General features: G+C 56.6%; 9 protein-coding genes and 2 pseudogenes. 5 read left to right on the forward strand and 6 right to left on the reverse strand.

Annotated elements, in window-relative coordinates:
• Nucleotides 1–30: 30 nt before the first annotated feature.
• The 5 genes from OGV19_RS10765 to OGV19_RS10785 all read right to left on the reverse strand — a co-directional run bounded on the left by OGV19_RS10765 (nucleotide 31) and on the right by OGV19_RS10785 (nucleotide 5921).
• Nucleotides 31–516 (reverse strand): Mov34/MPN/PAD-1 family protein, encoded by a 486-nt coding sequence (locus OGV19_RS10765; RefSeq protein WP_060506967.1) that lies wholly within the window; start codon nucleotides 514–516, stop codon nucleotides 31–33.
• Nucleotides 509–2227: a ThiF family adenylyltransferase gene (locus OGV19_RS10770; RefSeq protein ID WP_264313352.1), complete on the reverse strand. Its 1719-nt coding sequence runs from the start codon at nucleotides 2225–2227 to the stop codon at nucleotides 509–511. The genes OGV19_RS10765 and OGV19_RS10770 overlap by 8 nt, the downstream gene beginning before the upstream one ends.
• A 13-nt stretch (nucleotides 2228–2240) precedes the next feature.
• Nucleotides 2241–3479, reverse strand: coding sequence for a nucleotidyltransferase domain-containing protein (locus OGV19_RS10775; RefSeq protein ID WP_060506963.1), 1239 nt, complete (start codon nucleotides 3477–3479; stop codon nucleotides 2241–2243).
• Nucleotides 3480–3486: 7 nt separating this feature from the next.
• Nucleotides 3487–4611, reverse strand: coding sequence for an SAVED domain-containing protein (locus OGV19_RS10780; protein ID WP_060506960.1), 1125 nt, complete (start codon nucleotides 4609–4611; stop codon nucleotides 3487–3489).
• A gap of 464 nt (nucleotides 4612–5075) precedes the next feature.
• Complete coding sequence (locus OGV19_RS10785; protein ID WP_264313353.1) at nucleotides 5076–5921, reverse strand: sensor histidine kinase; 846 nt, start codon at nucleotides 5919–5921, stop codon at nucleotides 5076–5078.
• A 57-nt stretch (nucleotides 5922–5978) separates the two neighbouring features.
• Here OGV19_RS10785 and OGV19_RS10790 point away from each other — a divergent pair.
• Nucleotides 5979–6389 (forward strand): annotated as a pseudogene (locus OGV19_RS10790) (fumarate hydratase C-terminal domain-containing protein); the annotation flags it as partial.
• Nucleotides 6390–6809: 420 nt separating this feature from the next.
• Nucleotides 6810–7775 carry a nucleotide-binding protein gene (locus OGV19_RS10795; RefSeq protein WP_264313354.1) on the forward strand — a complete coding sequence of 322 codons (966 nt, stop codon included), beginning with the start codon at nucleotides 6810–6812 and terminating at the stop codon, nucleotides 7773–7775.
• A 113-nt stretch (nucleotides 7776–7888) separates the two neighbouring features.
• Here OGV19_RS10795 and OGV19_RS27655 read toward each other — a convergent pair.
• Nucleotides 7889–8037: pseudogene (locus tag OGV19_RS27655) on the reverse strand (chlorhexidine efflux transporter); the annotation flags it as partial.
• A gap of 532 nt (nucleotides 8038–8569) precedes the next feature.
• On the opposite strand from OGV19_RS27655, the gene OGV19_RS10800 reads away from it, so the two are divergent.
• Genes OGV19_RS10800 through OGV19_RS10810 form a run of 3 tightly spaced genes read left to right on the forward strand, consistent with a single transcriptional unit; the run spans nucleotide 8570 to nucleotide 15042 of the window.
• Nucleotides 8570–9607, forward strand: coding sequence for a restriction endonuclease-related protein (locus OGV19_RS10800; RefSeq protein WP_264313355.1), 1038 nt, complete (start codon nucleotides 8570–8572; stop codon nucleotides 9605–9607).
• Complete coding sequence (locus OGV19_RS10805) at nucleotides 9591–12710, forward strand: hypothetical protein (protein WP_264313356.1); 3120 nt, start codon at nucleotides 9591–9593, stop codon at nucleotides 12708–12710. Before OGV19_RS10800 ends, OGV19_RS10805 begins: the two co-directional genes overlap by 17 nt.
• Nucleotides 12688–15042 carry an RNaseH domain-containing protein gene (locus OGV19_RS10810; protein WP_264313357.1) on the forward strand — a complete coding sequence of 785 codons (2355 nt, stop codon included), beginning with the start codon at nucleotides 12688–12690 and terminating at the stop codon, nucleotides 15040–15042. The genes OGV19_RS10805 and OGV19_RS10810 overlap by 23 nt, the downstream gene beginning before the upstream one ends.

Here is a 15042-nt window from a genome sequence, read left to right on the forward strand (position 1 = left end):
CGACCGCGCACTTGGTGTGTGAGCCTATCTTCAGTCCACGACGTGCTCGGCCCTCCAGAGCGTGGAGCCGTCATGCACCCAGACAGCAAGCCCCTGGGGAAAAGGAGCGTTACCTATGATCACGAAAAGCAATCCCGCGAAGTCATCAATGCCGGCACGGGCCTGATCCGCAGCCATGGCAAGGTCTGGTTGCGACGGGCGTGGCTGGGCCTCGGGATGGGAATGCCAGAAACCCAGGCAGTGCAGCCCCTCTTGAAACAAGCGCTCGCGCTCCTTCTTCACAACCTTGAGATCCAGTTTCACCCCGGCATAGCGAGCCCATCGTGAAACGGGATTGGTAACCCTCTCGACGCGTATCACTGGGCCATTGACGTCCCTGGTGTAGAGCTGCCCTGCTGCCTCAGCGGTTTTAAAATCGTGTTGGACATGCTGCTTCAGTATCAGTACAGATTCAGCGGGGAACTCGATCTGCCATTGAGCGCCTGGAATTCGGTACCGCAGGCTGTGCTCATGCATGGCTGAGTGTCTCCGGAAAGTCCCTGATGATCTGAACCGCATGAAACGGATCATCAGAGTGAGGCACGAGATCACTCAGCCTGGTGGCGGCGCCAGTACGCTCAAAAAAGCTCGAGGCCCTCACCCAGCTCCAAATCTGAGAGGGTGAATCCGGCGCATCCAGAATCGACAACGCGCGCTCAGTGACGAACCCAGCAGCTTGCCAGGCATCGGCAGCGCCATAGGTGCTGAAACTGGTGCTACATGCAGGAAGCTTTATCACCCCGTTAGCCCCCCAGCTCGCTACATTCACCCGTTCAACTGGGTCATCAGCGGGCCATGTATCCTTGGCTGAAACGTGGACGACATGGGCTGCAGCGCAGAAGGGTTCCATCCACGCATACACCGTTGCGCATTCCCCCAGCAGCGTTTCGCGAAGAAGAGATAGGACGGTTCTAGTCGTGCTTTCACCCGTGCAGTCAATCACGAGGTCATAGGCGTCTGTCTCACAGTGCTCAGCTAGCCATTGGGTGACAGTCTCATGGAAGGGATTGATCTTCACTTGAGGTATGAGTGCGGTAAGCCTCTGGCTGACCGAGTCAGCTTTGGCCTGGCCAATGGCATTGGCCCCTAATACGTGGCGAGCGCAATTAGCTGCCTCGAAAACTTCCTTGTCGACGATATCGATCGTGCCGACCCCCGCCCGCGCCAGTAGCTCGGCTACAGGGGAACCCAGCGACCCACAACCCAATAGCAAGGCCCGCGAGCTTCGTCGTTTGTGCACAATCGCCAATCCAGTATCTCGAGCCAATGCCCAGTCTGCGTCGACACGCTCTGCCCTGAAGGGAGTGACCCTGGGTGGCATGAGTCGATCAATCATGGACGGCGAAATCAGATAGCCGTAGCAGACTGTGGCTTCGGCGAAGATGACGGTCAGTGATTGCTGCCTGTTCTTGCCATCACGGACTTTGGTGATCCATTTGGTGAACCGCCCCGGCTCATCTGCGAGGTAGTCGACCAAGGCCGAAAGGCCCACGAAGTCGGTGGGCCAGACTACAGGCGTCCAGAGACTACCATCTGGGAGAGGTACGAATAGCGCGCAACCACGCGCTAACGTGCCGAAGTCCCATCTGTGCCGTTGGGCCAGCTGATGAGGGTCTTCACTGCCCTGGGTGACCACCAAAGCGGATGTCCCAGCGTTCTGCCCCTTAGGGAAGTAGCCAGCCACTGTGCCTTCAGTCACCTGTGACAGCGGGTGCATCATTACTCGGGTCGTCGCCGGCGGCTGATAACCCAATACTTTGTGGCGTATTGAGCAAAAACGCAGCCAGTAAGACAGACGCTCTGCTTGAAATTCGCTTTCAAGCCAAGCCTGATTCTGCGTGTTAACCCAGAACTGCGCTAGCCTGTCGAGGACATCTTCAACCACTTGAATCGGTGATGCGAAGTCCCCGGGAGCAGGTTCAACGCCGTGACAGAACTTCCCATCCTCCTCAATATGTGGCCACACCAAGCAGAGTGATGGATCGACATGAATCAAGGGAGGAGTAACCGGGAAGTCCGATAGGATCGACAGTTGCACCGATTGTTTCCCCACTGCTGGATGATCCAGTTCGATCACCCAAGCGTCCATTTTGACGCGCTGGGGTTTAGTTGAGCGCTTGGCAAACACGGCGCCGTTTCCATCCAGCCACTGCCTGACAATCGCGGCAGCGGCTTCAAAGGGCGTCACCGCTACAGTCCCGTCAGGCAAGGGTATCCCTCGATCCAGTTTTCCGCGGCTGCACTGGCTGGCCAGAGCTGGATGTCGGGGACGACGCCTTTAGGCCGGCCAGAATCGCAGGGGCAGTGACCGCGGGAGCTGCTGCCGCTTGGCTGCCTTTCCATGCACGAACCCCAGTCTCACCGAAGATCGCCCTTACCCGCTCTTCTGCAGCTTTGCTTTGCCCAACGGAGAACAGCGCTTCAAGGTCTTGGGTCAGACGCTCATGCCACTCGTTGAAACTCTTGTTGCGAGCCCCTCCGTCGGTATTCCACCGATCCGCGAAGTTCTCTTTCACGAAGCCGGGCATAGCCGGGTTGTTAACTCGTATCCCATGGCTGCGATCAATGAAGTCAGGCATCCGGGCAATGATTTCCATCACCACCTCAATCGAGGAATGCAGGCCATAAGGGTGGTTTTGCAGGAGATCGTCGTAAGCCTGGCCCGCCAGTGTCACCAAGATGATCGAGATTGGACTGGTTTCGCGGATGTGATCCGGCTGACGCTTGAAATGGTAATCGCGGTGCAGCTTCATCAGTTGAACAAGCCGGCGCAAAATGTCATCAAGTGCCACTGGCGCGTTGGGTATCGGATCCACCTGGGTACGCATGTTGATCGCTTCATCCATTGCGATCATCTGGAACGGGAAGCGCTTCGCCGCGATTGCACAGAACCAGTTGGCGAAATCTTCGGGGTTGGACGGGCTCCATACGCTTGTTTTATCGCGCACGCGTAGGTCTGTACCCGTGATATGTGCTGACAGAGGAATGGCTGGTGTCACGTCGAAGTAGAACGGCTCCCCCGGGTACGGGAGGCGCCAGCAACGATTTTTTGGCTCTGGCTCCCCTGCTCCATCAATGCCTTCCAGTGCTGCCCCGAACAGCTGGAAGAACCCTTCTGACTGCGTCAGGTTCGTGAACCGGGAACCGCTGAGCTTCACGACCACGTCGAGGTCAAAATTTTCACGCCCATCGCCAGCGATGGTGGTCTGGGTGCGCATCGAGCCTTGCACCACGACGTGGACATCATCGGTGGACATGCCGAGCTTGTGCGCAATGTGAAGGCCGAATCGCTTGTAGCTGCGTTCCGCCGCCTGCCGCTTGGCTTCAGGAAGCTCCAGCTTCTTCAGCATCGATACGATGAAGCTCTCCCACTGCCTGGCCTCGCTTTTTTCCCGCAAGCCTGGGAGCACTTTGGAACGCCGTTGCGACTGGACAGCCATGTTCACCTCACTTGGTGGCATCAAATTCGGGAAGGAAGTGTTGGACGTACTTGCCAGGCTGCTCAGGTGCGGATGGCATCTCTACGGCCCAGGGGTATGGATTTTCTTCGGCACGCTGCCATTGATAGCAACGAAGCGGGGGCATGTTGTGCGGGTCATATCGGCGGCCAAAGTTGATACAGATGCTGGCTGGCGCCGCCAGGATAAGGTGCACCATGGAAACCTTCAGGCCTTCCAATTGGCCAAGGGTCTGCAGGAACTGATTCTGCAACGCGGCGTTCTCGCCCGCGTACCACAGCTGATTCGGCAGTGCCTTGGGATGGCGCAGGTGCACCAGTGGAACGCCAGGAAATGCTTTTTCGATATCGGGGAGCGATGCCACGTAGCTCGCAGACACTGCCACCACCACTTCACCGCCCGGCTGAACGTTTTCCAGGCCGGTGATGGCGAAGCGATCGCCGGAGTCAGCTTCGGCAAGTTCGCCCCACCGAGAGTTGATGCGATCCCACTCCATGACCAGGATATTACCCTCGTCTTCGAGCACAACGCCTGTGAAGAACAGCAGCGGTACCTGCATGATGCCGCCGGCGACTACTTGGACATCCCCCCGGGCGTTTTCTTCCCGGATGCTTCTTAGGAAGCGAGGCATCAGATAGATCTCATCCAGCACCTGGGCAACCTGAGGCGGGTTTGATGAGAGCTTCTGCCTGACATCCAGCAGTAGACTGCGACGCTGACCGACAAGACTTTCGGGGACTGCTTCCAGCAATGGATGATCAGAGGTATCCACCAGGCCTCGCAGTTCTACTACCACTACGCGCTTTCTTTCGCGCTCCTTGCGCTCATTGCGCCAGTCGCTATACGCCATGGAGACACCGATGGCGATGATCAGAAGTCCAAAGTACGCACAGAGGGTGCTGAGGAAGTCGCTCAGTCCGCCCTCGTTTGAAAACTTGAACGCTTCGATGACCCCGAAGAACTGATGGAATTCCAGGGTGAAGCTGCCCGCCCCCACGATGGCGATGATGCCGACACCAACCGCCGCAATGCCCAAGCCAATGTTGCGCTTTCGGGTTAGGAAATTGACGAGTTTAGTGCCGATCCCCATCAGGTAAGACAGCAATGCCTGCATGATCAAACGCTCCTCTTGCACGGCAGGTTGCTGCGTGCTTGGCCCGGTACAACAGCAATCACTCAGTTCCTGTCAGCCAGCGACATGCGAAGCATTGACGATGCCTTCAAGAGGCCATCACTGTACGTTTGACCATGAAAAAATACAAGATTGGATCCAGCCCTTTTCATTCAGCCCATGATGGTCACCGGTCAATGGGCGCGCGCGTCGCTTGCGCGAGCAGCCTTTACGCATGCTGGAAGGGGGTCTTTGCCTGATGCGAGATATGGAAATTCGTCTCGACAGTCAGGGCTTCTTTGCCCATGGGGGATATTTTCCGTTCCTGAGCATGAGCTTGTCTCGCTGACACCACCTCATGAACCAAGAACGATACATGCCGGTCAAGCAGTAACAGCAGATTGCGAAAGTGGGGTATATAGGATGTTCATTTTCGGTAGAAACCGCCGCCAAGCTCGAAAAATATCTTAGCTTCCTTGAGGGAAAGCGACCTTGAAGGTTGTGCCGTCTTCATCGCTTGACATCACGTCTATCGTGCCTCCATGGCTCGTGACAATTTCATTGGCGATGAACAACCCCAGCCCCAATCCATGGGTGTTTTCTGAGTCATCCGTGGCCCGCGCCAAGCGAGCCTCGGGGTTGAATAGGTAGGGCAACTCATCGGGCGAAATTGGGCTCCCCCAGTTGTGAACGTCAATCTGCGCTACGCCGTGGGATCCAGTAAGCCGCAGCTGAATAGGCTTTTTCACATCCCCATGTCGTATAGCATTGATGACTAGGTTGGAAATCACCTGCCCCATACGTTGCGGATCGAAGTTGGCAGACAGAGAAGAGATGCCTTCGAAGACGATGGTCGCCTCTGGGTGAGCCAGGCTGACCTCCTTTACGAACGAAGTACACAATTCCCTCAGCTCAAAAGTTTGTCGCTGTATGGGTATCCCTGTGCTGAGGTTGCATCGGGCAAGATCGAGCAGGTCGTTGACCATGTCGTTGGCCCGCTCGACGCTTACGGAAATCTGGCCGACCACTTTCTGTTCCCTCACCCCCATCTGATGGGCGTTGGCGAGCAGACCAGCCCCCATGGTTATAGCCGTCAGGGGCGCCCGCATATCATGGCCGAGAACACCCAGGACGAGCTTACGCGTGGTTTCGACAGCTTTGCCATACGCGGCAATAGACTCCATCAACGCCTGGTCAATGGCCTCGTTGAAGCGAATGATCTCAGCAACGCGCTCGGGATGCTCAACCGAAGTCTCCTGTGCCAGCCACAGCCTCAATACACTGGAGCGTAGGGCTCGGTATTCGGAGACCATCTGGTCAAGGCTGAATCCATCCCGCAAACGCAACACTGCATGTGTTTCGGCGGCACTTACTACGTTGGGCCTGTCGATCCCGTCCGTGAGGAAGTGGTAGGCCCTGCAGGGCCTACTACGTCGACTCGGATGGACAAGTTCACGCCGCGCCTTCTGAGCGAGACGGGTCTGCTCGGCATGATTGGTAAATCGGAACGTGGCCCCATCGCTATCGAGGCAATCAGCCAACACGGTGCAGTCTACCTGATGGCTGTCGGCGGCGCGGCTTACCTGGTATCCCAGGCAATTACGAATGCCCGCGTGGTCGCATTTGCAGACCTGGGGATGGAAGCAATCTATGAGTTTGAACTTAAAGACATGCCGACCACGGTAGCGGTTTCTTCCCAAGGCGAGTCTGTCCACACTACGGGGCCCATCCATTGGGCGCCTATCAGTAAGCTGGTTTGGAAGACAGACTCCGTCGACTGATATTTCTTCTCTTGGGCAACGATAATGCGCTTCCTGTAAGCGTGTATCAGAGCCTAAGGGCTACAGAGTCCAGCCCAGGCGTGCGTTCAACGCATTTCTGGGATTTGATCGGCGGGTGAGGCTGAGGCTCACGAGGCCAACTCCTCGCCACTGATCGGACAGGTGCTGTTCTGACGGCTTTCAGCACCTTAAAGCCACCACCCCCACGCGGGTGGTGGCTTTTTTATGCTCGCAAGATGTCTGCGCTGCTCGCCCCACGGAACCCAGGGCACTTGGACTTCTTCGTCGACACCGATCCGCTGGCTTGCTGGCGGGCATACGTGCGACGATCGCGCCGCCCCTAGGGAACAAGCCATCTCGACTCTGGACGAGGTGATACTTGAAGGAAGGGGCAACGCTGAATACTACTTTGGTGATGAGATGAACGATCGCGTATTTTACTCTTGGCAATCTGACAGCCCCGGCAACATCAATCGAAATTTCATTCAGCAGGCACTGGAAACGGCGATTGCCGACATACACAAAGACGACACGACCGACGTTGAGCCGGTCATCGACCGAGACACACTTGGCCTGGCTGGCTCACCGGACATCAGCCACTCCATTTTCGACAAGATCGATGCCGCCTCGGTGTTCGTGTGCGATGTCTCAATCATCGACCCCTCGGCAGCAAGGCCGACACCGAATCCTAATGTGCTAATCGAACTGGGGTACGCGATCAAGGCTCTGGGCTGGAACCGCATCATCATGGTGATGAACACCACATTCGGCCTCCCAGAGAAGCTGCCCTTCGACCTCAGATCCAAGCGCATTACGACATACGCTATTGCAAGCGACGCGGCAGAAAAAGCGCCCACGAGAAGAGCGCTGGCAAGTACGTTTGTGGTGGCACTGAACACGATCTTTGAATCCCATGGGTCACGGCCGCACGCGACTGAAACCAGCGACGCTAGAGGCAATGAGGCTCAACCCCGCGCAGCGGATACCGAGCTGTTCGAGCGCTTCAGAACCGAGTTACCTACCAAGGGCAGCATCAGTTTCATAAACGAACAAAATATGGCCGGTTTTTCCTGGCGCCTCTCCCAGCTCGACCAGCTCAGGCATTTCTACTATGAGTGGGATAACGTCGAGCACGAATTCATCGATGCGCAAATGGAAACAATGCGCGCGCAGCTGCATCAGTTGGTCGGCGACTACCTGGAGCAGATCGCCACCTACACCTTCCCCACTCATAATCCGGACAGACAAACCGTCCCTCCAGAATGGGAAATCGATAAGCCAGAGTTATTCGCTTCAGTCGTCAAAGGCCTTCACGAGACCGCCGGAAAAATCGTCAAGCTGCACGGTGAACTCTTCCGTACGGGCCGGCAAAAATTTGATCGCTGAACACTCAGGCGATTAGTTCAACGGCCCTGCGCTAAAAAACCCGTATGAAGCCACCGCGCTGTGAGGCGGTGGCTCTGCCAAGCTTCGAGAAGCGTTCCTCAGTTGAGGATGGGTCAGGAATTTGCGTTGACATTCGCCAAGCGTCTGTTGCTAAAGACGCGCGCACTCACTTTATCGAATACCCAATTGTAAATAATATCGTGTAGGGCAGAATGAAAACAAAGAAGCCCAACTCAACCATCAGTGCTTTAAGGAGCGTGATGAAGGCGCTAGCAGGCTGATTACTGGAGGGGTGCAGAAGCCACACCCATCGCACGCAGCTGATATGCGGATACCGCTTGAAACAGGCTTTCTGCGTGCACTCGTAGCACCCTGATCTACTCAGCCGGGTGGCCTGCCGCTTCAGCCTCATGCAGACGTCGCAATGCTTCGATCGCCTGGTTGATAAGCGGCAGGCTGTCTTCGTAGATTTTGACAAAATCCTTTTTCATGCCTGCCTCCAGCAGTGCAGTGATGACCACGCTATCGAGTGGGCTCCGGTCAGCGAAACATAGCGCTGCAAGGTCGTTACACAATTACCACCTGTCAGGAAGTCCTCACCTCGAGGACGACAGTACCCACTGGGAGCTTTCTGCTAGGCGCTTTTTGCAGTTCACGTGATTGGATCAGGCGAACCGCCCGATCTGTTGCCTTGCGGTTATGCCTATATTGATCCAGCCTTCATAACCCAGCAGTAATAACGTGCAGAGCACGATGCTCCGCAGAGCCAGATGCTTCCAGATCAAGGGGGGCTTATGAACTCAGTGGATAGCGACGCCCAACGCTTGCTCAGCTTGATTGTAAGAGCTGCACAGCTGGACGCCAGTCAACATGGGGCACGCCACGATCTTCTTCGACAGGTCAGCGCTTTACTCTGGTGGCTGGAGCCTGACGCCCCGCCTCGCACGATCGCCAACCTGCTCGCATGCTTGAGCTTGCCGCTTGAGCAGTGGCTCGATAGTCGCCTCAGACAAGGGTATGAAGGTGCGCTGAAGTTCGCTGACGAGCCCAGCATGCTGTGCAACGCCATTGCCCTGGAGTCCAACCCCCGGGTGGGCTGGGAACGTATTCAGCAGATCGTTAAGAACGTTCGTGACCTGTGCAGGACGCGTCCTCACGGGGCTGATGAGTACCGTCTGTTTCGCATGTTTCTGATCGACCACGGGGTAGTCGACGCTGACCGAAGCCTCGACTTCCTGATACCCCTTCAAGTCAGCTTCAACTCCCTGTACGAACCCATCCCTGAGCATCTGATCCGGGCGGGTCAGGTTTACCTATGTCCCAGCTGTGGGTGGCCGATGGAGATACACCGCCATGCCGTGTCATGTCGTGCTCACTGGTGCGAACAAACATTCGGGATCGCGCAGTGGATGGGAGAGGAACTGGTAAGCGTCAAAACCTCGAAGGTCATACCCCCGCAGCCCGCGCAGAACAAATACAGACTCACGCCTGCACTGTGGAAATTCACGTTGATTCCGGGCTTACTGGAGCGGCGTCTGCGTGACGGTATTACGCGCCTAGGCGTGCCGGTCGAACTGTGGCCGGATGTGGATGACGCCGACCTGCGATTTAGCGTTGCCGGTGAAAGCTACTCGCTGGATGCCAAGGTATGGCACTCCCCCGGCCATCTTGGGCACCACCTGCAGAACACCGCACACGCCGATGCCATGATCGTAATTCCCGATTACCAGGTGCAGTACGTATCCATGCTGAATGAGCAGTGCTACCCCAGGCAGATCATGTCTGAGACACAGTGCCTGCGCTGGGTGAAGATCCATGCCAACCCTAACTGAAAATGCCACCACGCTTGCATTGGCTTTAGCCATCAAGAATATCAGCAAGGAACCTATGCTGGCCGATGCCGAGATTTTTCTGGTGGGGCGACCACACCTGTGGAATGGCTGGAATGATGCCCCGCAGGAACATCGCGACCAGATCATCACGCTCATCAAGTATCGCCCAGGTGACCTGAATCAGACGGGTCGTTTCATGGAGGAAGCAGTACGAATCCTGCTGTCAGACAATGCGCCATTTCGCGTGGCCGGTGCTGACCTCTGGGGTGAACTGGAGTCCCCGCCTCGCCTTAAGGAAACCGACTTTTACTTTTTCAAAAAGGGCTTTGACCTCGAAGGTTTGATCGAAGAGAAACTCCTGGCTATCAAGTCCGATCCCGCTGAAGCTTCACAAACCAAGTGGCCTGCCCAAGGCCCGATCATCCTTCGCGAAACGCTCTCTGAAGGCTACCGCACGTTCGTGATACCGGAGGAGCATCGCTCACGCCTGCAGTTGGAAGACGATCCGTTACCTCTGCAGGTGGCCCCTGATGTCACGACCTTTTGCTGGGATAAAGCCATCCTTTTCGACATCGCCAGAACGCTGGATGAAGCAGGTGCCGATCCGGCCAACCATTTGCACCGGAGTCATCGAGACTGCCTGAATGCTGTCTTGCGCAACGATGGATGCGTAAAGGCTGACGCGGGTAATTTTTATCGGGTGAACGCACCGACGGGCGTCGGGAAGACAGTCGTCATGGGAATGATGGGAATCAGCTCCGCCCTGGAGGGCCACCGCGTTGTGATTGCGGTGCCGAATCTGACCGATGTGCGCAATATGGTGGAGCAGCTAAAGCGAGCGAGCAAGGTCGTTGCACCGCACCTTAGGATCGCACCCTTGCACTCTCAGCGACGAATTGCCAAGGCAGCCGACTACTACGTCGCTCGCGGTAGAGAGGATCATCCATACGACTATCGATGCCTTTTGGATGCTTGTGCCACCGACGGCAGCGTGAGCCCCAGTGATGCAGAGCCCTGCTTTAACTTGCAGCTTCCAGGCGAGCGCAAGGGGCAAGAGGTCTTCAAGCGCATACGCAGCTGTCCCTTCATGAATCAGTGTGGCAAGCGCACCATGCTCGAGCAGGCATTGGCCGCTGACATTGTCGTGGTAAACCACCATGCACTCATCTCAGGCACTTCTCGCATCGCAGTCGAAGGAGGTGGTGGCGAGTCGCGCAGCCTGCTTGAGTTGCTGCTGCGATCGGCTTCGTTGTTCATGGTCGACGAAATTGACGGGCTGCTGCTGAGCGCAATCGATACCAGTGTCTTCGAACTTCCTCTGAGCAACCACATTGAGCACAGCAGCCTCGCCGAATTGCATATCGAAATTTTCCAGCGTGACAGAATCCCCGATGTCGATTCTTCTACCCTCTATCGCGCGCAGCGCGCCTGTACCGCTGTCATTCATCACACCACTCGCTTACTGCAGCTTGCCCTTGAGCACATCGTCTGGCCAGACCGCGAAACGGTGTGGGAGCGTGCCGACGACAAAAAAATCAGCGACGACCTGGGCGTCGAAGCCAGTATTCTCGATGGGGTGTGCGGCTACGGTGTACAGGCCATACCGCCTCACCTTGATCCGTTGCGCAAGCTTCTCCAATCCTTTGCACACAATGACCCGATACCCAGTCCAAGCGACGTAGTCGTCGAGATCGGCAGGCTTCTCCTTACGCTTGCCAAGCAACGGAAACTAAGCGGTCGCTTCACGGAGAAGAAACTCGAAAAGCTGAAGTCGTCGCTGGTCATACGGACGAGTTTGCACTACATCGAAACCAGTCTTCGCACGCTGTATGCCGATGTTCCTGTCCTGGCACGTGCCAAGGTCGCAGCAGCACTCAGGGTGCAGCAGGATCTATCAGGATCCGCGCCCTTCAGCCCAACCCCTCTCGGCCCTCTGCAGCGCGTCGTTTACGGATTCAAACGCAAACAAGCGGGTCACGACACATGGGCTCTTCAGGTCGTGGCCATGTCTGGCGATCCCCACCGTACCCTGCAGTTTCTGCCCAACCTTACCTCCAAGATTCACGCTGGCGTAAACAGGACATTTATCGGCTTCAGTGCCACAGCCTATTTTCCAGGGGCCAGTTGCTTCGATCTGAATGCGAAAACCTTGATCGACGTGCCCGACGCCAAAGGCAACATCCGCTTTGAGAACGTAAATGTGTCCGTTCACGTTTCGGGTACGCCGATCGATGGCCGTCTGCTGCATGTCAGAGATCTGGCCTTCGAGCTGTGGCCGTGGTTATCGGGCCGCTTGGCAGCGCTTGAGCAGGATCCAGTCACGCGACATCGCGCTCGTTTACTTCTCGTCACTGGCAGCGATGCTGAAGCAGAGCAGCTGGCGTCAACACTTTACGAAATTGCTGCCGGCCAACGGAAAGTCGCTTGGATCCGGGGTGGAAAGAAGGCCGATCGCCAACACCGCCTACCCATGCCCAATCGCTTGACCTATGACGATCTGGTTGAGTTCGCCGACAGCCCTCATGCGGATGTCGAGCTGCTGGTGAGTTCCATCTACCCTATGGCGCGGGGCCATAACATCGTCACCAAAGACGCCAAGTCAGCCTTGGGCGGCGTTGTGGTTTGCGTGCGGCCATTGCCCTCCTCCGATCAGCCCGGCAACAACCTGGCCCACCTGTGCTACAGCGTGGGCGAGCAGGTGCATGCGTCGGCGACGCCAGGCCTGGCATTGCTGCAAGAGCGTGCCAAGGCCAACCGTATCCTCAATGGCATACGCCTGGCGCCCCCCTACTTTTGCAGCCAACCCGAGGACATACGTTTTTACACCGTGATGAACGTCCTGGTCACGCTGACTCAGTTGGTAGGGCGGGCAAGGCGCGGAGGAACGCCTGTCACCTGCTACTTGGCCGACGCGGCGTTCTTTGACGGACAGAACACGTGGGCGAAGCTTTTGAAGCGAACCATAGAAAAGCTCAGGAATGATGGCCACTGGAACGAATTCTCCACCCACCATGCAGGCTTGGTGGAGGCCATGATGCTGTACATCGGATCTGCAGGCACCGAGGATGAGGGACTACCTGATGACGATTTCCCTGAGGACTAACCTGTTCAGGTTCGATCCAGACGAGCTACCAGCTGCCGTGCAATATGCAGCATCGCCGGCGTTCAAGAACGGCTGGCAACTGCTCACCAATCACTTTGGTAGACCTTACCTGCCCACAGAAGCGCTTGAGGAGATGCTCAGTTACATCACGGGTGGCCCTGTTTGGATAAATGCCCAGCTGTTGAAGGGCGGGCCTGCCATTGCTTCGCTGAAAGAGATCCAGACCGATAAGCTGAACCGGGCCGTCAACGTCTGGGCCCAGCACATAATGCGCAAAGCACCACTTGAGGCGCAGGAATTCATCAAGCTACTGATACCTGAACGTGCAGCCCCGCTGTATGCACGCGATGTGATGAACGACCCCCGCCAGTCTGCGTCGGCCTACAAGGTTGTCCCTTGGATGCTCGCCCAGCAGCTGGCCAGCCAACCCATGGAATCATCCGTCCCGTTAAACCTCGAAGTGTCCAGTGATGGAAACCTACTTGCCTGGGACAGCCCGCTGCTCTACAGCTACGGTGAGCGTCGGGCAGTGGCAATGCACTCGGTCTCAACCAGTTTGTTACTGTTGCACAAAGTTCCCAGCCAGTACGCGTCAGTCACAGTGCATCTGAGCCATATCTTGCCCGAATGGCGTCACACCACGCATTCCACCTGGCTAAAGACCGAGCGCGGGATCTCCAAATTCCAGATTCGCACATTGCCCCTGGTCGATGGTCAATTCCGGACGATCTATACCAGCCCTTCGGCGGAGCTCCTGGAGCTCATGGGGGAAGGGACGCTGCCGGCGCTAGGCGGGAATGAAATCTCACTGACCGGTGCACTGCGTCCAATCCATGCGCACACACCGATTGGCTCTCCTATCGGCAGCGGCGTGGGTACGGTGATTCTCGACCAGGCGAGCTTCCACCTGCAGAAGACGCTTACCTCTGCCAAACCCATGCTGACCCGTTATGTAGGACGGCTGATAGCCCAGCGTGACAAGACGGGGAATGATTCGGTGCGACCCATCCGCATCGCTGTAGTAACTGCGCACACGGACATCATGATGCGTATCAACCATGCCTATGAACACCTGAGTGCGCTCTCCCCGGTCTTCAAAGGCAAGCCCAAGCCCCAGGTCACCCTTCAACAGATTCAATGCAAGGACGCCCAACGGGTGCTCACCACCAAGACAACGTCAACTGATATCCAACAGTGGTTCACCAACGAGTTGCTTCCACGGTTAAGTGCATTCGCACCTGACGCCGCGATCATTGAAACGGCGCCTGAGGTAGCCACCAAGGACGACCATGACCCAAAGCATCTGTTACGAGCACTATGCGCCAAACACGGCATCTCGACCCAGTTCATCTTTCATCTCGCACCACCAGGAGAAGGAGCCGATACAAAGAAAGCGATGCCAGCGGGGGTAAAAAGTCGGATGCGCAAAACCAAATCGATAGAATCCGATCCTCCCGAGGATTGGCCTGCCATCAACAGCCTCATCGATGGATTGCGCGGTACCGGCTACCTCCCCCTTCCACTGGATCGTACTGCCGGGATTCCCGCAAATACGACAGTGGTATCGGTGTACGTTGACCACCTCAGCAAACTGAACGTCTATTTGCCCGTCATCACGCGTACAGTGGTCAACACACGAGATTTGCAGGTGTACGTCCAAGGCGCGGATGGCCACCCTGGCCAATGGAAAAGCTACAGCGAAGGCTTATGTGCTATCCATGCTTCCCCTGGATTGCTGAATGAAGACGATGCGAAGCTGATGATCAGGCAAGCACTTCTGGCACCCACACCCGTTGCGAATACTCCTCTGATCGTACTGATCAATGCCGGCGGCAAGCGTCTATACCCCGGCATGAACGATGGCGCGGGGAGCGGGCTACCACCAGTACCGGAAAATGCCTGGCTGATTCGTACCCGGTCTGACTCTCAGACGGCCCAAATGACCGGCGTGCACTCACTTTCGCCTCTGGCTCCCATGTACATCGGCAACCGGATCGGTGTTCATCAGGCCGAGCACCAGGAGCTCGTTTACTACTTCACCTCATACTCCAAAACCTTCAACAGGACGCGCTCACACCGCTACCACACGCGCTATGACGTGAGGCAATCCGAGCTGAAGGATTCATGGCAGCAACTGGGCGTGACGGAATTCGTGATGATCCAGAAAGGCGACTTTGCCTGCAACGATCAGCTGGCACTGCAGACAGGTTACTGGTGCAAGAATGCTCCACTGTGGGATGGCTTCTTGCGCCTTCCCTCCCCGCTTCATGCAGCGCGTCAGATTGCAGAGGATCACCCGGTTGCGGAAAAGCTAAGGAAAGGAAGGTTTTGA

Source organism: Pseudomonas putida, assembly GCF_025905425.1.
GTDB lineage: Bacteria > Pseudomonadota > Gammaproteobacteria > Pseudomonadales > Pseudomonadaceae > Aquipseudomonas > Aquipseudomonas putida_AF.